Source organism: Capnocytophaga sp. oral taxon 332 str. F0381 (assembly GCF_000318275.2).
GTDB classification, from domain to species: Bacteria; Bacteroidota; Bacteroidia; order Flavobacteriales; family Flavobacteriaceae; genus Capnocytophaga; species Capnocytophaga bilenii.
In genome coordinates this window covers 1-23,670 of record NZ_KB291265.1, presented here as the reverse complement: position 1 = coordinate 23,670, position 23,670 = coordinate 1, and the positions used below count along the sequence as shown (strand labels likewise).

The window sequence follows — 23,670 nt, the reverse complement described above, 5'->3', positions numbered from 1 at the left end:
CTATTTCCTCACTCTTGTAACTTTCCTTAGTAGGGTAATCACTAAATTCAGTAATGAAAAACTCTTTTTGAAAGTTGATTTTCTCAAGTTTTTTCCCCTTCAAAAATAGCTGTTCATAGAGTTTTTCGTAGTTTAAATAGGTGCTACTTGTACCACCATTGTAAGGTTTCCCTTCTTTCCTTATATCTTTTTTGTTGTATTGATTGCCATAAGCATATAAGGGATTTTTGTGAGAGATGGGGCGCTCACCATCGTAATTAGGCACTTCATTAGTAGAGAGTATGTGTTCCCATTGAGATACATTACTTTGGAAGAGTTCTTCTTTTTTCTTCTCTAAATTTTCGGTAGTCTCTTCTTGAGGAATGTGTGCGGCTTCTTTGCTGATTACCAAAACTTTACCATTAGGATTGCCATACCCTACAAATAGATTGTTGGCTTTGCAGTAGGCTACTGCCTCTTTGAATGCTTGTGTGTACATATGGTTAGGTGTTTAATTATTGTTTAACTTTTTAATGCCTGCAATATACTAATTTTCCACTACACTGCACTCTTTTCTAACGATATAGTCAGGAGTGCCGTTTTTATAGAAAATAGTTTCACTTTCTCCATTGGTAAGATAACTACGGACGAACTTTCTTATCTCATTGCCTTCTTTATCGTATATGGCATAAGAAAAAATATTGTCACTGAACAAAATTGAATTGTATTTGCGTCCATTATATTCTATATCTATGGAAGACCTCCCAAAAGTTGACCATCTTCCACAGTAAGAGTCTTCTTTGCAGGTAATGTCTTTGCAAACGATCACCTCTTTGTACAAATTTTTGTCAATATCAGTGCGCTCTGCCTTACCATCAAAATATTTGTAGTAAACAGTGTTTAGTAGCTCAAAACCTCGGTAATGTTTGATTTCAAAGTACTGTTTTTTAATTATCTTGCCTTGCTCGTCAAAGAATAAAAATTCCTTGTCTCCATTCTCGTAGTACAAAATTTCTTGTTTATCAAGATGTCCATTTTGGTACGAATTGATGAATACTTTTCGCTCGTTTTCTCTTTCATCTTTCTCGTTTTCTTCACCGAAAGAACAAAATAGTGTTTTATTGCCTCTCTCGTCATATAGGAACAAATCTTCCTGCATAAATTTCTCATTTCGATAGCATTTTAAGCTTATTAATTCACCTTTTGAGTTGTACTTATATTTATATTCTTCAGAATTTTCCCCATTTTCTATAACGACTACCATATCGCCTTTTTCGTCATATAAATACTCTTTAAAAATACCTGTAGGGAGCTTATCTATAATTTTACAAAGCAGACCTTTTTTGTTGTACAAGTAATTTCGTGTGCAAGGTATTTGCCCCGAAATAGTAGCAGTCCATTCGGTGAGTTGTTGCTGCTCGTTATATTTGAAAACAAACACAAAATCGTCTACTTCATAACTCGTTACTAACCTCTGTTCGTTGTAAGTAGTTATAAAGCAAAAGCATTCACAATCTCTGAAGTTATCGTACAATGTTTCTGGTATTTCATCAAAAAAGTCTTTATATCTCAACTCTCCTGCCATATCACGATATTCCTCGATAAGACTACTGATATCCTCAGGAATAACAGCGGTATTATTGTTAAATTTACCTAAACGAACGCTGTTGTTGTCTATGAGTGCCTCGTACTCTTTGTAGGACGTTTTTACTTTTTTGTCTGCAAAGAAAAGATTGGGTTCTACCTTAGGAGTATAAGGAGTTTTAAGGTAATATTCTAAACCGTGCTTTTTTATTCTCATTGCTGTTTATTTTTTAGTTTAATAAATCTTTTTTAGAAGGAGTAACAAGCCTAAGTTTTATCATAGGCTTGCACTCCTTGTTAAATATAAATTAAATACTTCTTATCTTTCCACCATTTTGGTTTCTCAGTTCCATATCTCCGTTTTTTAAGGTGATTAGTATGTCTGACTTGTGGAAAATAGCTTTTACAGCATTACTTTCTGCAACTGTAGATTTGCGCCCTCCAGAATCGTTGCAAAGATCTGTTCTACCATTACTGTAGGTGATTAGAACAGATTTTTCATCATCACTAAGAGCAGCGTCAATTACATTGTTTTGAGCAATCGTTCTGATACGACCTCCTGAATCACTGAGAAGATCTAATCTTCCATTTACAATTTTTAAAATCATATTATTATAGTTTTTAGTGAGTGCCTACTCTATATGGTTTTCGGCTTCCCCAATGTTTTACAAAAATAGTTTGCGGGCATCCCGTTTTGCTTAGCTCGAAGCCCGACCAAAGGCATAGTGTAAAGCAAAAGGAACGCCCGCATACGCGAACGCTTCCGTTTTTACTTTCTCTACACTATTGAAAAATTGGTCGTATTTCGAGCTTAGAAAATAAAAGCGAAACGCTACTAATATGTTTATTTTGTGTTTATCTGGTTTTTACTATAAAATATGTTTTATGTGTTTCTGCCAGCAAATATACAAAATAAAATGATATGTGCGTCCTTTTGCCTTGTTTTTTTAATAAATGCTAAGAACTGATAGTTGGCGTATAGGTGATGATATAGAGCTCTTTTTCAAGCTTTTCGGCTTTTTTAATGCTGTCTTTAGTGCCTTTTGATTGTCCGTCCCAGAAGGCAAAAACCACTTCGGCATTTTCAATAATTAGGGTGTTGCGCACGAGGGTTGCTCCACGCCCGTACTTTTGGTAATCGGGTTTGAAAACGAGGAGGGGAATGCTCATCTCAGCAGCAAATTGTGCAGCAAGGGTATCAGCTCCTTTAGCTCCGCCTGATACGATATTTTCAGGTTTTTCGTGCATATCAATATACGCTAAAACACTCTCTTTCAATAGGGTGTAATCATTAAAATCACGTCCCCCAACAATGGCTATATTCATATTATTTGTTATTTGTTTGGGGCAAAAGTCTAAAACAGGTACGACAAAAGCTGTCGCTCTAAGAGAAAGTTTGTATATTTGCAAAAAAATAATGAAATGAAGAAGTTTTTAAGACATCGTTTTATTGTAGAACGCTTGCGTATGAAGCCTCACTCGTATGAAGATTTGACAAGGGCTTTAGAAAAAAGTGAGGAATATTGCGATGTAGAATCTTTTACTGATCGTACTTTTCTGCGTGATAAACGAGATATTGAGAAAATTTATCGCATAAAAATAGAGTATAATAACTCTCTTAAAGCCTACGAAATCACAGAAGATAACGACCTCTATGCTCAAAATCTATTAGAGGCGTTTGATGTTTTTAGAGCTTTGCAGAATTACGGCAATCTTTCTGAGGTTATTCAGTTTGAAAAGCGATTGCCTGCGGGTACGGAATATTTGTCGCCCCTGCTTAGGGCTATTAAAGAAAAGCGACAAATAAAGCTACACTATTATAAGTTTTGGGATAAAGATAAAGAGCCTGTGATGCGTGTGATAGAACCTTATTTGCTGAAAGAAGCTCAAAGGTGTTGGTATGTATTGGCGTGGGATGTAGAGAAAGAAGCGTTGCGGGTTTTTGGCTTGGACAGAATAAAGCATTTAGACGATGAGCGTGGGGTGAAGTTTCAGCACGCTGTGCCTAAGGACGTACAACATTTTTTTGACGATAGTTTTGGGGCTTGGGTAGATAACGATCGTACGCAAGCAGAAGAAGTGCAGCTTGCTTTTAAAAAATTGCCTACCGACTCACCTTTTGTGCCTAACCCTGCTGAATACCTTAAAGCGATGCCTTTGCACTCTTCGCAAGAGGTGGTTGGTGAAACTGATGATGAGATAGTACTCAAACTCCACTTAAAGGTTACGCCTGATTTTATCAAGGAGTTACTCTCGTATGGCAAACAAGTGGAGGTACTTGCTCCTGTGCATTTGCAAAAGAAATTACAATTAAGATAGGGTAGAAATATTTTTTTTCTTCTAAAACTTATTCTTATTACTTGAACATTCCTGTTAAACTTTTGTTAAAGTACTATTTTTTGTTGGTGGGTAACAATTTTGTATGTACCTTTGCAGCGCAATGAGGGTGGTAGCTCATTGTAAAACTTCAAATAATAGTTTTCATAATTTAAAGTTTTGGTTGGTTAATGAAGAAGTCCGGTAATTTTATTATCGGACTTTTTTTATTGAAGGTGTCATAATACGACCTTTGAGTGAAGTGTATAATAGTGAGTATTACACATTTTTAGGGTGTAATTTATATTCAAAAATGCAGACTGTTTAAGAAAATGGTAACAATAGATTGTGATTTTGTTAACTCTGATAATGAGTGAGTTATAATGTATTTTTGAGGAGATTGAATTTTTGGCACGATTTTTTCTGTATACTGCAATGTAAGCATGGTGGATGGGATATTAGCCTATTGCTTAAAATAGTGCATAAACTAACGAGAAGAAAATTACTTGAAAAAACTGAAATTACTAAAATTGCTATAAGAAACATTGTTAGATAAAAAAATTAAGGTTATTAAAATTAAAACAAATTTTTATGAAGAAAAATCAATACTTTTGAGTATATGGGTTTTCTTATAACTTGAAAGTATTTTATTTTGGAGTTAGTAGTAGTATTTATATGCATTGTGAAAAAAGTTCCTCCTGAAAAGGAGGGCTTTTTTTTATGACCAGAGATAAATATTTGGGGAGTGATTGTTGGTATTTCAAAAATAATTGTTATCTTTGCACCATAAACTAAAAAATAATATCATTATGAAGAAAGTAATAATGGGTGTAGCTGTGATGGCTTTGTTGCTATCGGGTTGTAACAACGCTAACAATCAGCAGGGCGCTGAAACAACTCAAACTGAAACTACAGCTACAACTCCTGAAGCTGAAGTACAGGGGTTTGCTTATAAGGTAGATCCTGCTTCGGTAGTAGAATGGGTGGGTTCTAAACCTACAGGTAAGCACAATGGTACAGTAAACGTTACTGAGGGCGGCTTGAATGTGGCTGAGGGTAAGCTTGCTGGTGGTGAATTTGTGCTTGATATGAACTCTATTGCGGTGCTTGACTTGGAGGCTGGCAAAGGCAAAGAGGACTTGGAAGCGCATTTGAAAGGTACTGATCCTGAAAAGGTGGATCACTTTTTCAATGTAAAGGAGTTTCCTACAGCTACTTTTGTACTGAAGTCATTTGATGGCAAGACTGTTGTGGGTGACCTTACTGTAAAGGGTAAAACTAAAGAGGTGTCATTCCCTGCAACAGTAGTGGTTACGGATACTGAAGTAACTATTAACTCTGAACCTTTTAAAATTAATCGTGTAGATTTTGGGGTTAATTTTGGTTCTAAATCGGTATTTGATAACTTAAAAGACAAATTTATTGATGATGAGGTAACTTTGGTTGTAAAGGCTAAAGCTACTAAATAATTTATGGCAGAAACATCTATATCGGTAGTATCTGTAATTATTATACTGATTACGTTGTTGTTATCGGCTTTTTTTTCGGGTTTTGAGATTGCGTATGTGTCGTCTAACAAAGTGCACATAGAAATCTTGAAAAAACAAGAGGGCTTGATAGCGACAGTATTGGGACGGCTTACACACCGTCCGTCTAAATTATTGGCTACAATGCTGGTGGGTAATAACCTTGCATTGGTAGTGTATGGTTTTGAAATGGGCAAGGTAATGACGTTGTTGTTACCTGCCTTTTTCCAAAACGTGGTATGGCATACCGTTATTTCTACTCTTATTATTTTGATTACGGCAGAGTTTATGCCGAAGGTATTCTTCCAGATTTATGCCAACCAATTATTGAAGGCTTTGGCAATTCCTGCTTATTTTTTTTATATATTATTTTATCCGCTTTCTGGGTTGATTATCTGGATTTCGGACTTTGTGCTGCGTGTGTTTTTTAAAACGCGTGGTGATTATGTTCCGCTGTCTTTTACGAAGGTGGAATTGGTGGATTATATTTCGGAACAGATGGAGAATGCGCCTAAGGGCGAGGATGTGGACGCTGAAGTGCAGATGTTTCAGAATGCACTGGAATTTTCGGGGGTAAAGGCTCGTGAAATTATGATTCCGCGTACGGAAATTGTGGCGGTGGATGTTAGAGAAAGTATTGAAAACCTGATTGCTACTTTTGTGTCGTCTGGATTTTCAAAAGTGCTGATATACAACGAGAACATTGATGATATTGTGGGATATGTGCATTCGTTTGATATGTTTAAAAAGCCTCGTACCATTAGTGAAATTTTGATGCCTATAGTGAATATTCCTGAAACGATACAGATAAATGAAGTACTCAACTTGCTGACACACAAGCATAAGAGTATGGCGGTGGTATTGGACGAATATGGGGGTACCTCTGGGATAGTAACGCTTGAGGATATTGTAGAGGAGCTTTTTGGTGAAATAGAAGATGAGCACGATAAGGATAATTTTATAGAGGAACGTGTAGGGGATAAGGAATATTTATTTTCGGCACGCTTGGAGGTGGAGTACTTAAATGAGACTTATGGCTTGCACTTGCCCGAAGGGGAGGATTACGAAACACTGGCGGGGCTTATAGTGTTGCATACGGAGGATATTCCTGCCCAAGGTGAGACGATAAAGATACCGCCTTTTAGATTTGTGATAGAGGCGTGTTCGCAAACGCGTATTGAGACGGTGCGTGTGTTTACTGAGGAAGACGATGAATAACTTACGATAATAATATTGTTATGGAACAAGTATATATATTTATGCTTTTTGTGTTTGCGGCACTTGCTGTGATTGATTTGACAGTGGGGGTAAGCAACGATGCGGGTAACTTTCTAAATTCGGCAGTGGGCTCTAAGGTTTCTACATTGCGCACTATTATGATAGTGGCGAGTGTGGGGGTGGCTATAGGGGCTATATTTTCGAGTGGAATGATGGAGATTGCTCGTAAGGGGATTTTTAACCCTACGGAGTTCTATTTTGATGAGGTAATGGTGATTTTTATGGCGGTTATTCTGGCGGATATATTGCTATTAGACCTCTTTAATACCATAGGGTTACCTACATCTACCACAGTATCTATCGTTTTTGAACTTTTAGGGGCTGCTGTGTGTGTGGCTTTTATCAAGATTTTGAAGATGGATCAGTCGCTATTGGATATTAAGCATTATATTAATACAGCTGTTGCAGGGAAGGTTATTTCAGGGATTTTTGTGTCGGTGGCGATTGCTTTTGTAGTGGGGGCTATAGTGCAATATGTAGCACGAATTGTTTTTTCGTTTCGCTATGAAAAGAGTATTAGGTATATAGGTGGGGTATTTGGAGGTTTTTCGCTTACAGCATTGTCGTATTTTATTATCTTTAAGGGGCTTAAGGATGTTACTTTTATACCTAAAGAGGCTGTTGTGTGGATGGATACGCATATAGGCTGGTTGTTATTGGCTTGCTTAGTGTTCTATAGTATTTTATCGCATATACTGATTAGGCTGGGGGTGAATATTTTTAGGATTATTATTCTTAGTGGTACTTTTGCACTTGCAATGGCGTTTGCAGGGAATGATTTGGTGAATTTTATTGGGGTGCCTGTAGCGGCTTACCAATCATATGATATATGGCACCATAGTGGTGTGGCTCATAATCAATTGCTAATGAGTGGTTTGGCTGATGGACAAATGGTTACGCCTACAGCTATTTTGCTGCTCACGGGATCAATAATGATCTTCACGCTTTGGTTTTCTAAAAAGGCGCGCCACGTGATAGAAACGGGGGTGAACCTTTCTCGCCAAAGTGAAGGGGCTGAGCAGTTTTCGTCTAACTTCTTATCACGCTTTTTGGTGCGTATTACGGTGGGCTTATCTAATGTAATTACGTTTTTAACGCCTAAATGGTTGCAGTCTAAAATTGATAGGCGTTTTGAGAAGCCTATAATAGATGAGAATGTGAAAGAGGAGGATTTGCCTGCTTTTGACTTGGTGCGTGCGGCGATAAACTTGGTGGTATCGAGTAGCTTGATAGCTATAGGTACTTCGCTAAAACAACCATTATCAACTACTTATGTTACTTTTATGGTGGCTATGGGGTCGTCATTGGCTGATAGGGCTTGGGGTCGCGATAGTGCTGTGTATAGGGTGGCTGGTGTGCTGAATGTTGTGGGTGGCTGGTTTTTGACGGCTATAGTGGCTTGTATTGGGGCTTTTATAGTGGCTGGTGTGCTGTACTACGGCAGTGTAATTGGGCTTATTGTGATGATTTTGGTAGTGGGCTCGCTGTTGATACGCAATGCTATAGTGTATAGGAACAAACAAAAGAATAAGGCACAAGGTAGGCATTTTCATCGTGCTGACTTGGCGACTATTGGCGGGGTAATAAAGGAGAGTTCTAACTACGTATCGGATACAATTTTTCGTATAGACCAGCTTTACAGTAAGGTGGTGAAGAACTTGGGTACGCAGGATCTTAGCAAGCTGACAAAGAATAAGAAGAATGCAAAGAAGCTGGAGAAAGAACTTGATGAAATGAAGGGGAATGTGTATTACTTTATAAAATCACTGAATGAGAGTTCGGTGGCATCGAGTAAGTTTTATATTTTGATATTGGATTATTTGCAGGATATGGCGCAGTGTATGACGGCAATTACACAAAATAGCTACGAACACGTGAATAATAACCATAAAAATTTGAAATTTAATCAGTTGCGTGATTTGAAGGGTATATCGGACAAGATGGAGGGTATTTTTAAAGCGGAAGCTGAAATATTTAAAGGTGAAGATTACTCGAAACTGCACCATATTTTGGCAGATTGTTATGCATTAAAAGATGAGGTATCAAAAATGGTGCAAAAACAGATTGACCGTATTCGTACTACGGAAACGAGCCAAAAGACGACAAAGCTGTATTTCAGTATATTATTGGAGACTAATGCGCTGATTAGGGCTAATAATAACTTGATGCTTCAGTTTAACGAATATCAGAAACAACACAATAAAAAACTGAAGACTATGGGTATTAGCAGATTGGCAAATTAGATTTGGCAAATTAGAATATTTTTTGTACTTTTGTTGCGTGGAAATATAATATATAAGATATATGAGAACCATAGACAATTTTAATTTTGCAGGCAAAAAAGCCCTCATTCGTGTGGACTTTAATGTGCCTTTGGATGAAAACTTTAGAGTAACCGACAATACTCGTATTGAGGCTGCTAAACCTACCGTTTCTAAGATTTTGAATGACGGAGGTACTGTGGTGCTAATGAGCCACTTGGGACGACCTAAAGGTGAGCGCAACGACAAATACTCATTGCGTCATATTGTGGGCGAAGTGGAAAAGGTATTGGGCAAAAAGGTTATTTTTGTTGATGATTGTGTGGGTGAGGTAGCTGAAAAAACGGTGGCTGCAGCTCCAGCAGGTAGTGTGGTACTATTAGAAAACTTACGCTTCCACAAAGAAGAAGAAAAAGGTGATGAGGCTTTCTCAAAAGAATTGGCTAAATTGGGCGACATCTATGTAAATGACGCTTTTGGTACAGCACACCGCGCACACGCTTCGACTACAATCGTGGCAAAATTCTTCCCTGACCGTAAATGCTTTGGCTACCTTCTTGCCAAAGAAATTGAAAGCATTGACAAGGTAATGAAATCGGGTGAAAAACCTGTAACTGCTATCTTGGGCGGCTCAAAAGTATCCTCAAAAATTACAATCATTGAAAATATATTGGATAAGGTAAATCACCTTATCATTGGGGGTGGTATGGCTTATACGTTTATCAAAGCACAAGGTGGCAAAATAGGCGACTCTATTTGTGAAGACGATAAGCAACAACTTGCTCTTGATATTTTGGCAAAAGCTAAAGCTAAGGGGGTAGAAGTACACTTGCCTATAGATGTAGTTGCTGCTGATGCTTTTGATAATGATGCTAAAACACAAGTGGTGGCTGTAAATGCAGTGCCTGATGGCTGGCAAGGGCTTGATGCAGGTCCTAAAACACTTGCTAACATCAAAGAAGTACTTCTAAAATCAAAAACTATTTTGTGGAATGGTCCTGTAGGGGTATTTGAAATGCCTACTTTTGCTAAAGGAACTATTGAGGTAGGTAACTTTGTGGCTGAGGCTACTAAAAATGGTGCTTTCTCGCTTGTGGGCGGAGGCGACTCGGTAGCGGCTGTGAAACAATTTGGTTTTGAGCACAAAGTGAGCTATGTATCTACCGGTGGTGGCGCAATGCTAGAAAGTTTGGAAGGCTTGGTATTACCAGGTATTCAAGCTATTAATGAATAAAAACAGACAGAGACCTGATTTTGAAGGTAGCAGTCACACATATTACAGAACAACAATTCTCCACCGCATCTTTGCGTGTGGAGAATTATTGTATTTATATGTTGAGAGGAGAGGGGCGTTTTTTAGTGGATGGTACGCCTTATGAATACAATGGTAACACCTTGTTGTTTCTTTCTCCTTTTCAGTACTTTCAATGGACGGAGGCAAGCATTAAGGAGACTATGCTATTGCAGTTTCACGGTGATTTTTATTGTATAGAATACCACAAGAAAGAGGTGGCTTGCAATGGATTGCTTTTCAATGCACTTTTTTTACAACCTCATATTGCTGTTCAAGAGGCTGTTTTTGATGAAATAGCGTTACTTTTTGGTCGTATAGAAGAGGAATTGGCATCGACTGATGAATATTCGGAAGCTGTGTTGCGCTCGTATTTGCAGCTTATTTTGGCACTTTCTAGCAAGGCTAAGAGTTTGCAGATAACTGATGTACCTTCACCACTCAACCATAATTTGCTTACCGATTTTCAGCAACTTGTAGAAACACATTTTATTACTCAGCGCGATTTGCCTTTTTACGCAGAAGCTTTGCATTTATCGGTTGATAGTTTTAGTAAAAAAATAAAAAGACAGCTTGGGAAGACACCACTACAGCTGTTGCAAGAGCGCTTGATACTCGAAGCTAAAAAACAACTCCATCTTACCTATAAATCTATCAAGGAAGTCGCCTATTATCTCAATTTTGACGACCCTTTCTATTTTAGCCGATTCTTCAAAAAACACGTAGGAGTTTCACCAAAAGAATTTAGAGAAAGCGTAGGGATTTCAATCGTGGCTGAAAAATCTATGTAATAAACTTTTTTATCCATTTTTAAGTGCCGAAAAAGCTGTATCTTTGCACCCGAAAATCAAGTAATTTTTTAAACAACATTTATTATGCAAAAATTATTATCATTTTTGGCGGGCAGCGAACGCTGTTTTGTAAACTACATTAGGGTAGCTATTTTTATTGTAATGGCTTGGATAGGAGGGCTAAAAGTTTGCCAATATGAGGCTGATGGTATAGTGCCTTTTGTTACCAATAGTCCGTTTATGAGTTTTTTCTATAATAATTCAGGCAAAACAGCTATTGATGAGAACGGCGTAACAGGAGCTGCTAACAAAGGTAAAGAAGTTGCGCAGTACAAATTGCACAAAAACCCAGAAGGGAAGATGGTACAAGCCAATATAGATTGGCACAAAGAGAACGGCACTTATGGATTTTCATACGGTTTAGGTGCTTTTATATGCCTAATAGGCTTGCTTACACTGCTCGGTATATGGAGTCCTAAAATAGGTGTAATAGGTGGTTTGCTTACTTTTGGAATGAGCATCGTAACTCTTTCTTTTTTGATAACTACTCCAGAGGTATACGTACCTAACTTGGGTGGCGACTTGCCAACTCCAGCGTATGGTTTCCCTTATTTATCAGGCGCAGGGCGATTGGTTCTTAAAGATGTCATTATGTCGGCAGGGGGGCTTATAGCAGCTTCGGAGGCAGCACGCCGCTTGCTAAAGAAACAGTCTTAAATAGAGAATCATAGTTAAAATTTCATATACACTTAAAAGGTATTTCGTACACTAAAACGGTTTGCGAAATACCTTTTTTAATTTAATAAGCCTGATGATTTAGCCGAAATAGAGAGTAAATGATATGGCAAGGTAGCTAAGCTGGCAATCCCTTTTAGTATTTAAATTTGGTAGTGAGCAGAATATTTTGTACTTTTGCTACGAATTTAATATTTTTAATGTATTACACAATAAGAAAACTTCTTATTGTTTGATTTGAAAAGATTTGTGAGACTTCTGCCGCGCAGCCACTTTACATAGTAACAAAGAAATATGGAAAAAACAATTACAAATATCAATCAGTTAGACCTCGTAAGTGGGATATACACCTATGCTGATTATCTTCTTTGGAAGTTTGAAGAACGTGTAGAGCTCATCAAAGGCAAGATATTTAAAATGTCGGCTCCCACAGTATATCACCAACGTATAGTGCGAAAACTCTCAACAGCGATAGATATATTTTTAAAAGGAAAAACTTGTGAAGTATTCATAGCTCCTTTTGACGTACGTTTACCTAATAAAAATATAACCGTAAATAATATATATACAGTGGTTCAGCCCGACCTTTGTGTAGTATGCGATCTAGAAAAGATAGACGCCAAAGGCTGCGTAGGTGCTCCCGATTGGGTGATAGAAATTCTTTCACCAGGGAACTCTAAAAAAGAAGTACGTTATAAATATCAGCTTTACGAAGAAGCAGGAGTACGAGAGTATTGGGTAGTACGCCCCGAAGAAAATGAAATAAACGTATACGTATTGGAAGAAGGTGCTTTTCGTGCTCTACCACCCTTTGTAAAAGGCGATATAATAAACCCTATCATATTTCCTGAACTGCGCATAGATACAGACGAGTTATTTTAAAAAACTACTACCTCCTTACATTATAAAGCTATGAAAATATATTTTCAAAAAACAATTTTCTAAGAAATAAAACAACTCTAAGAACTGATTGTTAAGCTAAATACTATTTTAATTGTTAATTATTAATTTTAAAAAAAATGCTTCTTTTCTTTAAAAACGCACAGAATACTATTTATGTGGTTGCTACTGAGGTGGCTTTAGATAACGAACAACTTGCAAAACTCAAATGGCTTTTTGGTAATGCCGAGCAGTTGCCTTCGCCTACACTCGAGGGCTTTTTTGTAGGTCCGCGTGTAGCAATGATTACCCCGTGGAGTACTAATGCCGTAGAAATAACACAGAATATGGGCATTGAAGGAATTACTCGTATTGAGGAGTTCAGAGAGGTTGCGCAAGACTTTACCGATTTTGACCCAATGCTTTTTGAAAAATACAAAGGGCTTACTCAGGAGAGTTTTACGATAAACATAGAGCCACAAACAACTGTAGAGATAGATAATATTCAGGCGTATAACGAGCAAGAAGGACTTTCGCTGAGCGCCGAAGAGGTTGCTTACTTAGAGCAACTATCTGAAAAACTTGGTAGAAAACTTACCGACTCGGAAGTGTTTGGATTCTCTCAAATCAACTCAGAACACTGCCGTCACAAAATTTTTAATGGTACTTTTGTTGTTGATGGTCAAGAAAAACCATCTACCCTTTTCAAACTTATTAAAAAAACTTCACAAGAACACCCTAATAACATCGTTTCGGCTTATAAAGACAATGTAGCTTTTGTAAAAGGCGCTACCGTAGAGCAGTTTGCTCCTAAAACAAGCGATAAACCTGATTTCTACGAAGTAAAACCCTTTGAGGCTGTACTTTCGCTGAAAGCTGAAACTCATAACTTCCCTACAACAGTAGAACCTTTCAACGGAGCCGCTACGGGCTCGGGTGGCGAAATACGCGACCGCCTTGCTGGAGGACAAGGCTCTTTGCCTTTGGCTGGTACTGCTGTTTATATGACTGCCTACCCTCGATTAGAAGAAGACCGCCCTTGGGAGCAAGGAATGGCAGAACGCAAATGGTTGTATCAAACCCCAATGGATATACTTATCAAGGCTTCTAATGGGGCAAGTGATTTTGGTAATAAATTTGGTCAGCCACTTATTGCAGGCTCAGTTTTCACATTTGAGCACGAAGAAGGTGGTCGCAAATTAGGCTTCGATAAAGTGATTATGCAAGCGGGGGGTGTAGGCTACGCCAAAGCCTCACAAGCTATAAAACACACGCCTAAAGAAGGCGATAAGATTGTAATATTAGGTGGTGAAAATTACCGCATCGGTATGGGTGGGGCTGCTGTGTCATCAGCCAATACAGGGGCTTTTGGCACGGGAATTGAACTCAATGCGGTGCAACGTTCTAACCCCGAAATGCAAAAACGCGCTGCCAATGCTATCCGCGCAATGGTAGAGTCTGACGAGAATCCTATTGTTTCTATACACGACCACGGCGCTGGAGGGCATTTGAACTGTCTTTCAGAGCTTATTGAGGAAACCGGTGGTAAAATAGACTTAGATAAACTGCCTGTGGGCGACCCAACCTTATCGGATAAAGAAATTATAGGCAACGAATCGCAAGAGCGTATGGGCTTAGTACTGCCCGAAGAAGCTATTGCTAAACTAAAAGCCGTTGCCGACCGCGAACGTGCTCCGATGTATGAAGTAGGAGTAGTAACTTCCGACCATCATTTTAGTATCTCTTCCGAAAAGAAAAATACAAAACCTTTAGACTTAGACCTTTCGGCGCTCTTTGGTAGCTCTCCCAAAACAATAATGACCGACAAAACTGTCGCTACAACCTACCAAGGGCTTACCTATTACCAAAGTCAGCTGCGCACTTATCTTATGCAAGTGTTGCAATTGGAAAGTGTAGCTTGTAAAGATTGGCTTACCAACAAAGTAGACCGCTGTGTGGGCGGTCGAGTAGCGCAACAACAATGTGTGGGGGCATTGCAGCTTCCCCTTAGCGATGTAGGGGTAATGGCTTTGGACTATCAGGGTAAAGAGGGCGTTGCTACAAGCATAGGGCATTCGCCACTTACAGCGCTTATTAGCCCCACAGCAGGCAGCCGCAATGCTATTGCCGAAGCACTTACAAATATTGTTTGGTCGCCTATAAAAGGTGGTTTGCAAGGAGTGTCGTTATCAGCCAACTGGATGTGGGCTTGTCGCAATGCTGGTGAAGATGCACGCTTGTACGAAGCGGTAGAAGCGGCTTCAGATTTTGCGATACAATTGGGTATCAATATTCCTACCGGTAAAGATTCGCTATCGATGAAACAAAAATACCCTCAAGGGGGTGATGTGATAGCTCCGGGCACTGTCATCATTTCGGCAGTAGGACATTGTACTGATATTCAGAAAGTAGTACAGCCTGTATTTAAAAACGAGGGAGGCAATATTTATTATATTGATTTTTCGTCAGATAACCTTAAGTTGGGTGGTTCGGCTTTTGCCCAGATACTTAATAAGATAGGTGATGAAACGCCTACTATTGCTGATAGTAATTACTTCAAAAAAGCCTTCAATACACTGCAAAATCTTATAAATGAAGACAAAATACAAGCAGGGCACGATATTAGTAGCGGGGGACTTATCACTACGCTCTTAGAAATGTGTTTTGCCGATAGTACTATAGGGGCTGAGGTGAACCTTACTTCTATTGCTACTGAAAACGACCTTATCAAAGTAGTTTTTGCTGAAAATGCAGGAGTAGTGATACAAGCTAATGAAGATATTGAACCTATTTTGAAAGAAAATGCTATTAAATGGGCTAAAATAGGTAAAGTAACTACCACTCCTACTTTGAAAATAGCTTATTTTGAGGATACTCACGAATTAGATATTGCTGAATTGCGTGATGTATGGTATCTAACTTCTTACCTATTAGACAAACAACAAACAGCAAACGACAAGGCTACAGAGCGTTATCAGAATTATTCAGAACAGCCTCTGCAATACGTTTTCCCTGCACACTTTACGGGTGAGAAACCCGAGCGTCCGCAAGGAAAACGACCCATAGCAGCGGTGTTGCGTGAGAAAGGTAGCAATTCCGAACGCGAAATGGCTAATGCTTTGTATTTAGCAGGCTTTGATGTAAAAGATGTGCATACCACCGACCTTATCAGTGGGCGTGAAACCTTAGAAGATGTACAATTTATCGGAGCGGTAGGAGGCTTCTCCAATTCCGATGTTTTGGGCAGTGCCAAAGGTTGGGCAGGGGCGCTTCTTTACAACGAGAAAGCTAAAAAAGCTTTAGATAATTTCTTTGCTCGCCCTGATACATTATCAGTAGGTATTTGTAATGGTTGCCAGCTATTTATGGAATTGGAGGTTATCAACCCTGAACACCCAGAACACGGAAAAATGCAACATAATGATAGCCATAAGCACGAAAGTGGGTTTGTATCGGTAGTGATTCCCGAAAACAACTCGGTGATGTTATCAAGCCTTGCAGGCAGTACTTTAGGGGTGTGGATTTCGCACGGCGAAGGTAAATTCCACTTGCCGTTAGAAGAAAACGCTTATAATATTGTAGGTAAATACGCTTATGAAGAGTACCCTGCCAACCCTAATGGCTCAGATTATAATGCAGCTATGTTATCCGATAAATCGGGAAGACATTTGGTAACGATGCCTCATATAGAGCGTTCAGTATTCCCTTGGCAATGGGCTTATTATCCAAATGAAAAAACAGCAGTAAGTCCTTGGTTAGAGGCGTTTATCAATGCCCGCAAGTGGATTGAGGCGCGTAATAACCAATAAGAATGGTAAATAAAATCTTAAAGCAATACGTTTTCATAAGTTTAAAATTACGCTAAAAGGGGCTTTATAAGCCCCTTTTGTATTAATCTTTTGTTAAACTTGAAAATATGCTTGACAAGTTATGATTTATTCGTACCTTTGCAACGCAATGAGGGTGGTAGCTCATTGTAAACTTCAAATAATAGTTTTCATAATTTAAAGTTTTGGTTGGTTAATGGAAAAGTCCGATAATTTTTTTATCGGACTTTTTTTTTGCTACTATTTTATAGTTCGTAGGTATTCTAATATCTCTCGTGCTTGCTGTTCGCTAAGCCTTTGATTTAGCATTATACTACCATATTCTTCAAATTGAGCCTTAGCAATAGGGTCTTCCTTTATCATTTGTTCGGGGTTCAGAATCATATTCATTATCCACTCAGGGGTACGATACTCTGTAAGCCCTGCCATAGCAGGCCCCATCATTCGGCGTTTAGGCTGGTGGCAACCCATACAGTATTGTTTAAAGGTCTCTTCACCTTTGGCAGCCATAGCAGCATCGGGGCTGTCCGATAGAGGAGGGGTAATCGTTTTTACACTGCCAATACCTTTATTAGTTTCCCAATTGGGGTATTCGGTAGGTTTGATAGTCGCCTCTTGAGTAGCTGGGGGGGTATTGGTAGCCGCTTGGCTTGCGTTGTCGGTTGGGGTGTTGTTGTTAGTACCTCCCCCACAGGCTGTCAGTATAGCCATTAGGGAGAGTGTTAAAAAGTGTTTTTTCATTTGTTGTTTTTTAGTTATCGTTATTACAGTAGTTTTACAGCTTCTTTAGCAAAGTAGCTTGCGATAATATCAGCTCCGGCACGTTTTATACTCACTAGTTGCTCCATCATCACAGCATCGTGGTCTAGCCAACCATTGGCAGCAGCAGCTTTAAGCATAGCGTATTCGCCAGATACTTGATAAACAGCTACAGGCACTTCACTCATATTTTTCACTTCGCGTACAATATCTAAGTAGCAAAGTCCCGGTTTTACCATTACTATATCAGCACCTTCTTCTATATCCATACGAGTTTCGCGTAGTGCTTCCAAGCGGTTGTGATAATCCATTTGATAGGTTTTCTTATCTTTAGGAATATCATTTTGGTCTACAGGGGCACTATCTAAGGCATCGCGGAAAGGACCATAGAAAGCAGAGGCGTATTTAGCACTATAAGCCATAATCCCTACGTTTTCAAAGTTGTTATCTTCTAAGGTTTCACGTAGGGCAAGGATACGCCCGTCCATCATATCACTTGGAGCGATAAAGTCAGCACCAGCTTGTGCGTGCGATAGAGCCATTTGGCATAGTGCATTTACAGTAGGGTCGTTTACGATTTGTCCGTTTTCTATGATACCATCGTGCCCGTAAATAGAGTAGGGGTCAAGCGCCACATCGGTCATTACCAACATTTGTGGTACAGCGTCTTTGATAGTTTTGATAGCACGCTGCATCAATCCGTTAGGGTTAGCAGCTTCAGTACCTTTGTTATCTTTCAGGTTATCAGGTACTTTTACGAATAGTAATACAGCTTTTAGTCCCAAGTTCCACAATTCCTTTACTTCTTTAGCAAGCAAATCGAGGCTATAGCGGTAATAGTTAGGCATAGAGGCAATTTCTTCTTTTATGCCACTTCCTTCTACTACAAAAAGAGGAACTAAAAAGTCGTCAGGGGTAAGGATGGTTTCTTTTACTAAGCTGCGCACAGTTGCACTTTGGCGCAAGCGGCGATTACGTCTTAATGGATACATTTTTAATAATTTATATGGTTAAATAAAATTTGCGTTATATATTGGCAGTGCGTATTTTATCAAAAAAGAGGCTTACTTCGCGTTTGAATATACTGATGGGGTAACTATGTGCCATCGTATTGATAAGATGCACTTCCAGTGTTTGGTGAGGTGTTAGGTCATTTTGTAAGATGTTGAGAGACTGCCAAGGGTTGATAACCGTATCTTGCAGACCTATAACTATTTGCATATAAGCTGCATAGTGCGGATTGGTAGTAATAGTAAGTGGCAGTTCTTCTTTGTAAGTGAGGGCAGGGTTGAATAGCAAGCACGGTTTTAGCAGAGTTTGAGCCAAGTAGTAAGCCACCAAGCCGCCTGCGCTACTACCTATAATAGCCGTAACGTTGCGGTATTTTTCTTGTAAGAGTTCGTACAAGTTAGGTGTATTGCGATAGTCTAAGTGAGGAGCGTGTATGTTGCCATAGAGAGATAGCACAGCCCTGCGGTCGTCTTGCAGCGTGCTATCAAGCCCGTGCAAATAAAGGATTTCATTAGTTTCAGTTACCATATTTATAGGTTTTGTTGGGCAAAGATACAAAATAATTATTAATAATCAATGTTTAATGATTAATTTTACCGCATCGCCAATTCAAAATTCAAAATTCTTCCCAGCGAAGGTTGAGCGAAGGTTGAGCGAAGGTTGAGCTAAGGATAAGCGAAGGATAAAAGTGCGTAGCCCCATATGCAACAAACCTTTACTATTAAAAAGATTGCATATTAAAAAAAAATCATTACCTTTGCATTGCTAATTATATAATGCACTTTTATTTATGAAAAAAAGAACCCTATTAGTTATTATAGCCATTATCTTGCTGATAGTTATACTTATAGCAGGTAAAAAAGCAGGCTGGTTTGGCGAAGAAAACCCCGCTGTAGCAGTCGAGGTACAAAACGTCTCTATCGGTAACCTTACCCAAAAAGTATCTGCTACAGGAAAAATACAACCCGAATTAGAAATAAAAATCTCTTCCGAAGTATCAGGCGAAATTATAGAACTACCCATAAAAGAAGGTCAATTAGTAAAAAAAGGCGACCTATTAGTGCGCATCAACCCCGATATTTACCAATCTGGGCTCAACCGCGTAGTCGCTACCCTCGAAACCGTGCGCTCCTCTCTTAGGCAAGCCGAAGCCAACTTCAAAGAGGCTCAAGAAAGCTACAACCGCAATAAAGTTTTGTTTCAAAAAGGAGTCATTTCAAAATCCGATTGGGATAAAGCCGTGTCGGGCTACGAAGTAGCCAAAGCTACCCTCGAATCAGCTAAATACAACGTGCAAAGCGCAATGGCAAGCGTAAACGAAGCACAAGATAACCTAAAAAAAACAGTGATTTATTCACCCACTGATGGAACTATTTCCAAACTAAATGTCGAACTAGGCGAACGTGTGGTAGGTACTATACAAATGTCAGGAACAGAAATTATGCGTGTAGCCAACTTAGGTAGTATGGAGGTAGAAGTAGATGTAAATGAAAACGACATCGTAAAAGTAAAAGTAAACGATACCGTAAATGTAAATGTAGATGCCTACCTAAAACGAACCTTCCAAGGAAGCGTTACCAATATCGCCAATACCGCCAATAGCACCTCCAGTGTAGACCAAGTGACCAACTTCAAAGTCAAAATCCATATAAAAGAAAGCTCCTACCAAGACCTCATAGCAGGAAAAAGCGCAGGTTATTCACCCTTCCGTCCTGGTATGACCGCTACGGTAGACATCCTCACCCAAACCAAAAAAAATATAGTCATCGCCCCCATTAGTGCTATTATAGTGAAAAAACGCTCCGAAATAGATGCCAATACCCCCCAAGACCAAGCCGATAAACGACAAGAAGCCGTTTTTGTAGTTCAAGACGGAAAAGCGCTATTGCGTGCGGTAGATACTGGCATTCAGGATAATACTAATATTGAAATAATATCAGGGCTTGCCAAAGACGAACAGCTTATCGTAGCACCTTACGAAGCAATTACAAAACAACTGAAAAACAACGACCTAGTAGAACTTAAATCTAACAAAAAATAATCAGATGAATATTTTCAAAGTTTTTCTTATCAATAGTTTGCTACTATTGCCTTTGTTGGGAGCAGCCCAGCAAGATGAGGATGATGGTATGATTGCAAGCACTAAAACAGCAACACTTACTAAAGGCATCAATACCAAATATTTGGAAGACCAAATATACGTGGGACTCACTTATAACTATTTAGCAAATAAAGCTACCAATGTAGTGCAGCACAATCTTTCGTATGGCATTAATTTTGGTTTTATTCGCGATCTTCCTATCAACGAAAAACGAAATATCGGCTTTGGTGCAGGTTTAGGATTAGCTTACGACATAGTGTACAACAATATGGTTGTCAATAAAATAGATGGTAATTATACTTATAGTATTGTAGAACATTTCAGAGATCAGAATATTAGTCGAAATTATTTTCGTACCTATTCCGTGGAACTACCCATAGAATTCCGTTACCGTACCTCCACCCCCCAAAGCCATAAGTTTTGGCGTATCTACACAGGAGCTCGCTTGTCCTATATTTTTAGTGCCACCAGCCTCTATACCACCAATGAAGTATCCCTATTTTTTGATAATTTTGATATAATGAGGAGTTTTCAGCTGAAACCTTATATTGCTTTTGGTTATAATGCCCTAAACTTTTTTGTGCAATACAACGTAACCCCCTTGCTGAAAAATACCTACACTACCGATGGAACAAATCTAAAATCCAACATATTACAAATAGGTTTAATGTTTTATATTTTATAAATGGAAGAAAATATCACACGCTGGCGACTTATTTTGGGGCAAGACACCCGCGCTACCGAAGGCGCTACCCTCAACGAACAACAATCGTTGATGGACGCTACTCTCGCCGCTCTTTATGACGATACCGATGGCAAAGGAGATAACGGAAGTGGCAAACGCTCGGCAGGCTTGGGAAGTTCCGCTCCCAACCTCGCCAAATGGCTCACCGATGTACGTACTTTCTTCCCACCCGATGTGGTAAGCGTCATACAAACCGATGCCATTGAACGCAAGGGACTTACCAAACTGCTTTTTGAACCTGAAACACTCAAAAACGTAAAGCCCGACATCGCAATGGTAAGTACACTAATGGCGCTAAAAGGACAAATACCTGCAAAATCAAAAGATACAGCGCGCGAATTGGTAAAACAAGTAGTAGATGATATAATGAAGCGTATGGAACAAGACCTGCGCCGTGCTGTTACAGGGGCTCTCAACAAAAAAGCGCATACTCCTATTGCCAACTTTGCCTCTACCGACTGGAAACGCACCATACAACGCAACCTGAAAAATTACGATACAGCTACCAAACGATTGATACCCGAAAAATTCTATTTCTTTGAGCGTACCCAGAAACAGAAGAATTGGAACGTGATTTTAGATATAGACCAGAGTGGCTCTATGTGCGACTCAATTATCTATTCATCGGTAATGGGCTCTATCTTTGCAAGTATGCCAGCACTTGATACCCACGTAGTGGTTTTTGATACCGAAATTACCGACCTTACCGAAATGTGCAGGCAAGACCCTGTGGATATGCTCTTTGGAGTACAATTAGGCGGCGGTACCGACATCAACAAATCAGTAGCCTATTGCCAAACACTCATCGAGAACCCTCGCAAAACAATGTTTATCCTCATCTCCGACCTATATGAGGGAGGCGTACGCGCAGGATTATTGCGCCGTTTGAACGAAATGCACCAAGACGGTGTAAAAGTAATCGTACTTTTAGCCTTATCAGATAGCGGTCGCCCCGATTACGATGAGAATTTAGGAAAAGAAATCAGCAAACTCGGCATCGCCTGCTTCGCTTGCACCCCCGATCGCCTTCCCGAACTGGTAGAAAACGCCCTCAAAGGCAACGACCTTAAAAAGTTTGAAAGCAAAAACAACAAGTCAATAAGCTAAAATTAATTACCTCAAAAACTAAAAGATGAAAAAGCACTCTAAAGTTTGGAACGAAATCAAGACTAACGACTCTTGGTCTATATTTAAAATAATGGGCGAATTTGTACACGGGTATGAACAAATGAGCTCTATAGGTCCTTGTATATGTATTTTTGGTTCAGCGCGTATACAGCCCGATAATCCTTATTATCAGCTCACTACACGCATAGCACAGCGCATTGTTGATGAAGGCTTTGGCATCATCACAGGTGGAGGACCCGGCATTATGGAAGCGGGTAACAAAGGCGCTCACCTTGCAGGAGGAGTATCCGCAGGACTTAATATTGATTTGCCTTTTGAACAAACAAATAACGATTATATAGACCACGATAAAAATATTAAGTTTAACTACTTTTTTGCCCGAAAAGTAATGTTTGTGAAGTATTCCAAAGCATTTATAGCAATGCCTGGTGGTTTTGGTACCCTCGATGAACTTTTTGAGACCATTACACTTGTACAAACCCACAAAATAGAGCAAATACCCATTATTTTAGTAGGTACTGAGTATTGGAAAGGACTTTTAGACTGGATAAGAGAAGTGTTATTGCAAAAGTTTAGCAGTATAAACGCCGAAGATCTCCATTTACTACACTTAGTAGATACCGAAGACCAAGTTATCAAAGTAATAGAAGACTTTTATAACAACAACCACAAAATGAATCCTAATTTTTAAGAGAATAAAATCTTTGATAAAATATTAATATTATGAGTGTTGCAGTTTTGATACCAGAACATAAAGTTCATTTTGTAACCGATAATGAAGGGAATACATTGTCGGCAATAGTTCCCATAGAAGAATATAATAGAATGATAAAAATTGTGGAACAATATTATGAAGATGAAGAGTTTACAGAAGAAGAATTAAGAAGAATAGCCTTATCGCATCAGCAAGCAAAAGAAGGAAAACTAATAAAAAGTGAAGAAGTTTTTAAAATGTTGAGAGCAGAATATGGAGGTAAATTGGACTAATGAGGCTATAGAAAGCCTTAGAGAAACACTTTCTTATTGGAGTGAGAGAAACCATAGTGATGTATATTCCAATAAAATTATAGATGAGGTAGAAAGCATAGAAACCTTTTTAAAAGAAAAACCTACACAACTTTCAAGATTTATAGAAAAAATAAAGTTGTATAAAATACTTATTATGAAAGGAAAATTTGCCTTGTATTATGATTTTATAGAAGAAGAGAATGTTATTATCATAAAGTTCTTTAGAAGTACAAAACAAAAACCTATTGGAGAGTAGAGACGATTTTCAAAATTTTCCCTATCCCTTCCTACTACTTTACCCCCAGTTTACGCCAAAAGAAAGTCGGTAAACTACTCCATCTCTCACAAGTCCCATAAAAACTTCAAAAAAAATACTATTGAAAATCAGCGATTTAAAAAATAATTATAAAAAAGTTTGTAAAAAATTTGGAGATTAAAAAAAACGCCGTAC

The 23,670-nt window shown here is 38.8% G+C and carries 21 protein-coding genes and 1 pseudogene; 15 read left to right on the top strand and 7 right to left on the bottom strand.

The window, feature by feature from the left end; translation table 11 throughout:
* From HMPREF9075_RS13700 to HMPREF9075_RS02025, 4 genes and pseudogenes are all read right to left on the bottom strand, one after another.
* Window positions 1–478: pseudogene (locus HMPREF9075_RS13700) on the bottom strand (hypothetical protein); the annotation flags it as partial.
* A 48-nt stretch (window positions 479–526) separates the two neighbouring features.
* A complete protein-coding gene (locus HMPREF9075_RS02035) occupies window positions 527–1,780 on the bottom strand; it encodes a hypothetical protein (protein WP_009414826.1) in 1,254 nt (417 codons plus the stop codon).
* 91 nt (window positions 1,781–1,871) lie between these two features.
* Window positions 1,872–2,171, bottom strand: a complete 300-nt coding sequence (locus HMPREF9075_RS02030) for a hypothetical protein (RefSeq protein WP_009414825.1) — start codon at window positions 2,169–2,171, stop codon at window positions 1,872–1,874.
* A gap of 349 nt (window positions 2,172–2,520) precedes the next feature.
* Window positions 2,521–2,889 carry a DUF2493 domain-containing protein gene (locus HMPREF9075_RS02025; RefSeq protein ID WP_034556546.1) on the bottom strand — a complete coding sequence of 123 codons (369 nt, stop codon included), beginning with the start codon at window positions 2,887–2,889 and terminating at the stop codon, window positions 2,521–2,523.
* A 96-nt stretch (window positions 2,890–2,985) separates the two neighbouring features.
* On the opposite strand from HMPREF9075_RS02025, the gene HMPREF9075_RS02020 reads away from it, so the two are divergent.
* The 9 genes from HMPREF9075_RS02020 to purL all read left to right on the top strand — a co-directional run bounded on the left by HMPREF9075_RS02020 (window position 2,986) and on the right by purL (window position 16,449).
* Window positions 2,986–3,882, top strand: coding sequence for a YafY family protein (locus HMPREF9075_RS02020; RefSeq protein WP_034556545.1), 897 nt, complete (start codon window positions 2,986–2,988; stop codon window positions 3,880–3,882).
* An 806-nt stretch (window positions 3,883–4,688) separates the two neighbouring features.
* Window positions 4,689–5,348: a YceI family protein gene (locus tag HMPREF9075_RS02015; RefSeq protein ID WP_009414822.1), complete on the top strand. Its 660-nt coding sequence runs from the start codon at window positions 4,689–4,691 to the stop codon at window positions 5,346–5,348.
* A gap of 3 nt (window positions 5,349–5,351) precedes the next feature.
* The gene (locus tag HMPREF9075_RS02010) at window positions 5,352–6,623 is read left to right on the top strand and encodes a hemolysin family protein (RefSeq protein WP_009414821.1); all 1,272 of its coding nucleotides are present in this window, start codon (window positions 5,352–5,354) and stop codon (window positions 6,621–6,623) included.
* Between the two features lie 20 nt (window positions 6,624–6,643).
* Window positions 6,644–8,926 (top strand): inorganic phosphate transporter, encoded by a 2,283-nt coding sequence (locus tag HMPREF9075_RS02005; protein ID WP_009414820.1) that lies wholly within the window; start codon window positions 6,644–6,646, stop codon window positions 8,924–8,926.
* Window positions 8,927–8,987: 61 nt separating this feature from the next.
* Complete coding sequence (gene pgk / locus HMPREF9075_RS02000; protein ID WP_009414819.1) at window positions 8,988–10,178, top strand: phosphoglycerate kinase; 1,191 nt, start codon at window positions 8,988–8,990, stop codon at window positions 10,176–10,178.
* 20 nt (window positions 10,179–10,198) lie between these two features.
* Window positions 10,199–11,026 carry an AraC family transcriptional regulator gene (locus tag HMPREF9075_RS01995; RefSeq protein ID WP_034556544.1) on the top strand — a complete coding sequence of 276 codons (828 nt, stop codon included), beginning with the start codon at window positions 10,199–10,201 and terminating at the stop codon, window positions 11,024–11,026.
* 84 nt (window positions 11,027–11,110) lie between these two features.
* Window positions 11,111–11,743: a DUF417 family protein gene (locus HMPREF9075_RS01990; protein WP_009414817.1), complete on the top strand. Its 633-nt coding sequence runs from the start codon at window positions 11,111–11,113 to the stop codon at window positions 11,741–11,743.
* A gap of 312 nt (window positions 11,744–12,055) precedes the next feature.
* A complete protein-coding gene (locus HMPREF9075_RS01985) occupies window positions 12,056–12,643 on the top strand; it encodes a Uma2 family endonuclease (protein WP_009414816.1) in 588 nt (195 codons plus the stop codon).
* 137 nt (window positions 12,644–12,780) lie between these two features.
* Window positions 12,781–16,449 carry a phosphoribosylformylglycinamidine synthase gene (gene purL, locus HMPREF9075_RS01980; RefSeq protein ID WP_009414815.1) on the top strand — a complete coding sequence of 1,223 codons (3,669 nt, stop codon included), beginning with the start codon at window positions 12,781–12,783 and terminating at the stop codon, window positions 16,447–16,449.
* A gap of 258 nt (window positions 16,450–16,707) precedes the next feature.
* Here the strand turns inward: purL and HMPREF9075_RS01975 are convergent, their stop codons facing one another.
* The 3 genes from HMPREF9075_RS01975 to HMPREF9075_RS01965 are packed head-to-tail and all read right to left on the bottom strand — an operon-like array spanning window position 16,708 to window position 18,765.
* Window positions 16,708–17,208 carry a cytochrome c gene (locus tag HMPREF9075_RS01975; RefSeq protein WP_009414814.1) on the bottom strand — a complete coding sequence of 167 codons (501 nt, stop codon included), beginning with the start codon at window positions 17,206–17,208 and terminating at the stop codon, window positions 16,708–16,710.
* Between the two features lie 23 nt (window positions 17,209–17,231).
* Window positions 17,232–18,218: a porphobilinogen synthase gene (gene hemB, locus HMPREF9075_RS01970; RefSeq protein ID WP_034556543.1), complete on the bottom strand. Its 987-nt coding sequence runs from the start codon at window positions 18,216–18,218 to the stop codon at window positions 17,232–17,234.
* A 34-nt stretch (window positions 18,219–18,252) separates the two neighbouring features.
* A complete protein-coding gene (locus tag HMPREF9075_RS01965; RefSeq protein ID WP_009414812.1) occupies window positions 18,253–18,765 on the bottom strand; it encodes a YqiA/YcfP family alpha/beta fold hydrolase in 513 nt (170 codons plus the stop codon).
* A 262-nt stretch (window positions 18,766–19,027) separates the two neighbouring features.
* On the opposite strand from HMPREF9075_RS01965, the gene HMPREF9075_RS01960 reads away from it, so the two are divergent.
* The 6 genes from HMPREF9075_RS01960 to HMPREF9075_RS01935 are packed head-to-tail and all read left to right on the top strand — an operon-like array spanning window position 19,028 to window position 23,475.
* Window positions 19,028–20,278, top strand: coding sequence for an efflux RND transporter periplasmic adaptor subunit (locus HMPREF9075_RS01960; protein ID WP_009414811.1), 1,251 nt, complete (start codon window positions 19,028–19,030; stop codon window positions 20,276–20,278).
* A gap of 4 nt (window positions 20,279–20,282) precedes the next feature.
* Window positions 20,283–21,023, top strand: a complete 741-nt coding sequence (locus HMPREF9075_RS01955; protein WP_009414810.1) for an outer membrane beta-barrel protein — start codon at window positions 20,283–20,285, stop codon at window positions 21,021–21,023.
* Window positions 21,024–22,190 carry a VWA domain-containing protein gene (locus HMPREF9075_RS01950; RefSeq protein WP_009414809.1) on the top strand — a complete coding sequence of 389 codons (1,167 nt, stop codon included), beginning with the start codon at window positions 21,024–21,026 and terminating at the stop codon, window positions 22,188–22,190.
* Between the two features lie 25 nt (window positions 22,191–22,215).
* The gene (locus HMPREF9075_RS01945; protein WP_009414808.1) at window positions 22,216–22,902 is read left to right on the top strand and encodes a TIGR00730 family Rossman fold protein; all 687 of its coding nucleotides are present in this window, start codon (window positions 22,216–22,218) and stop codon (window positions 22,900–22,902) included.
* 32 nt (window positions 22,903–22,934) lie between these two features.
* Window positions 22,935–23,198 (top strand): hypothetical protein, encoded by a 264-nt coding sequence (locus tag HMPREF9075_RS01940; protein WP_009414807.1) that lies wholly within the window; start codon window positions 22,935–22,937, stop codon window positions 23,196–23,198.
* Complete coding sequence (locus HMPREF9075_RS01935) at window positions 23,179–23,475, top strand: type II toxin-antitoxin system RelE/ParE family toxin (RefSeq protein ID WP_009414806.1); 297 nt, start codon at window positions 23,179–23,181, stop codon at window positions 23,473–23,475. Before HMPREF9075_RS01940 ends, HMPREF9075_RS01935 begins: the two co-directional genes overlap by 20 nt.
* Window positions 23,476–23,670 lie beyond the last annotated feature (195 nt).

What these genes read in the sequence shown, in the direction of transcription:
- HMPREF9075_RS01985 (WP_009414816.1), top strand. Translation starts at nt 12,056, where the DNA reads ATGGAAAAAACAATTACAAATATCAATCAGTTAGACCTCGTAAGTGGG.
- HMPREF9075_RS02020 (WP_034556545.1), top strand. Translation starts at nt 2,986, where the DNA reads ATGAAGAAGTTTTTAAGACATCGTTTTATTGTAGAACGCTTGCGTATG.
- HMPREF9075_RS02025 (WP_034556546.1), bottom strand. Translation starts at nt 2,889, where the DNA reads ATGAATATAGCCATTGTTGGGGGACGTGATTTTAATGATTACACCCTA.
- HMPREF9075_RS02035 (WP_009414826.1), bottom strand. Translation starts at nt 1,780, where the DNA reads ATGAGAATAAAAAAGCACGGTTTAGAATATTACCTTAAAACTCCTTAT.
- HMPREF9075_RS01965 (WP_009414812.1), bottom strand. Translation starts at nt 18,765, where the DNA reads ATGGTAACTGAAACTAATGAAATCCTTTATTTGCACGGGCTTGATAGC.
- HMPREF9075_RS01990 (WP_009414817.1), top strand. Translation starts at nt 11,111, where the DNA reads ATGCAAAAATTATTATCATTTTTGGCGGGCAGCGAACGCTGTTTTGTA.
- HMPREF9075_RS02010 (WP_009414821.1), top strand. Translation starts at nt 5,352, where the DNA reads ATGGCAGAAACATCTATATCGGTAGTATCTGTAATTATTATACTGATT.
- HMPREF9075_RS02030 (WP_009414825.1), bottom strand. Translation starts at nt 2,171, where the DNA reads ATGATTTTAAAAATTGTAAATGGAAGATTAGATCTTCTCAGTGATTCA.
- HMPREF9075_RS01945 (WP_009414808.1), top strand. Translation starts at nt 22,216, where the DNA reads ATGAAAAAGCACTCTAAAGTTTGGAACGAAATCAAGACTAACGACTCT.
- HMPREF9075_RS01950 (WP_009414809.1), top strand. Translation starts at nt 21,024, where the DNA reads ATGGAAGAAAATATCACACGCTGGCGACTTATTTTGGGGCAAGACACC.
- HMPREF9075_RS01960 (WP_009414811.1), top strand. Translation starts at nt 19,028, where the DNA reads ATGAAAAAAAGAACCCTATTAGTTATTATAGCCATTATCTTGCTGATA.
- HMPREF9075_RS01955 (WP_009414810.1), top strand. Translation starts at nt 20,283, where the DNA reads ATGAATATTTTCAAAGTTTTTCTTATCAATAGTTTGCTACTATTGCCT.
- HMPREF9075_RS01940 (WP_009414807.1), top strand. Translation starts at nt 22,935, where the DNA reads ATGAGTGTTGCAGTTTTGATACCAGAACATAAAGTTCATTTTGTAACC.
- HMPREF9075_RS02015 (WP_009414822.1), top strand. Translation starts at nt 4,689, where the DNA reads ATGAAGAAAGTAATAATGGGTGTAGCTGTGATGGCTTTGTTGCTATCG.
- HMPREF9075_RS01975 (WP_009414814.1), bottom strand. Translation starts at nt 17,208, where the DNA reads ATGAAAAAACACTTTTTAACACTCTCCCTAATGGCTATACTGACAGCC.
- HMPREF9075_RS01935 (WP_009414806.1), top strand. Translation starts at nt 23,179, where the DNA reads ATGGAGGTAAATTGGACTAATGAGGCTATAGAAAGCCTTAGAGAAACA.
- HMPREF9075_RS02005 (WP_009414820.1), top strand. Translation starts at nt 6,644, where the DNA reads ATGGAACAAGTATATATATTTATGCTTTTTGTGTTTGCGGCACTTGCT.
- hemB (WP_034556543.1), bottom strand. Translation starts at nt 18,218, where the DNA reads ATGTATCCATTAAGACGTAATCGCCGCTTGCGCCAAAGTGCAACTGTG.
- pgk (WP_009414819.1), top strand. Translation starts at nt 8,988, where the DNA reads ATGAGAACCATAGACAATTTTAATTTTGCAGGCAAAAAAGCCCTCATT.
- purL (WP_009414815.1), top strand. Translation starts at nt 12,781, where the DNA reads ATGCTTCTTTTCTTTAAAAACGCACAGAATACTATTTATGTGGTTGCT.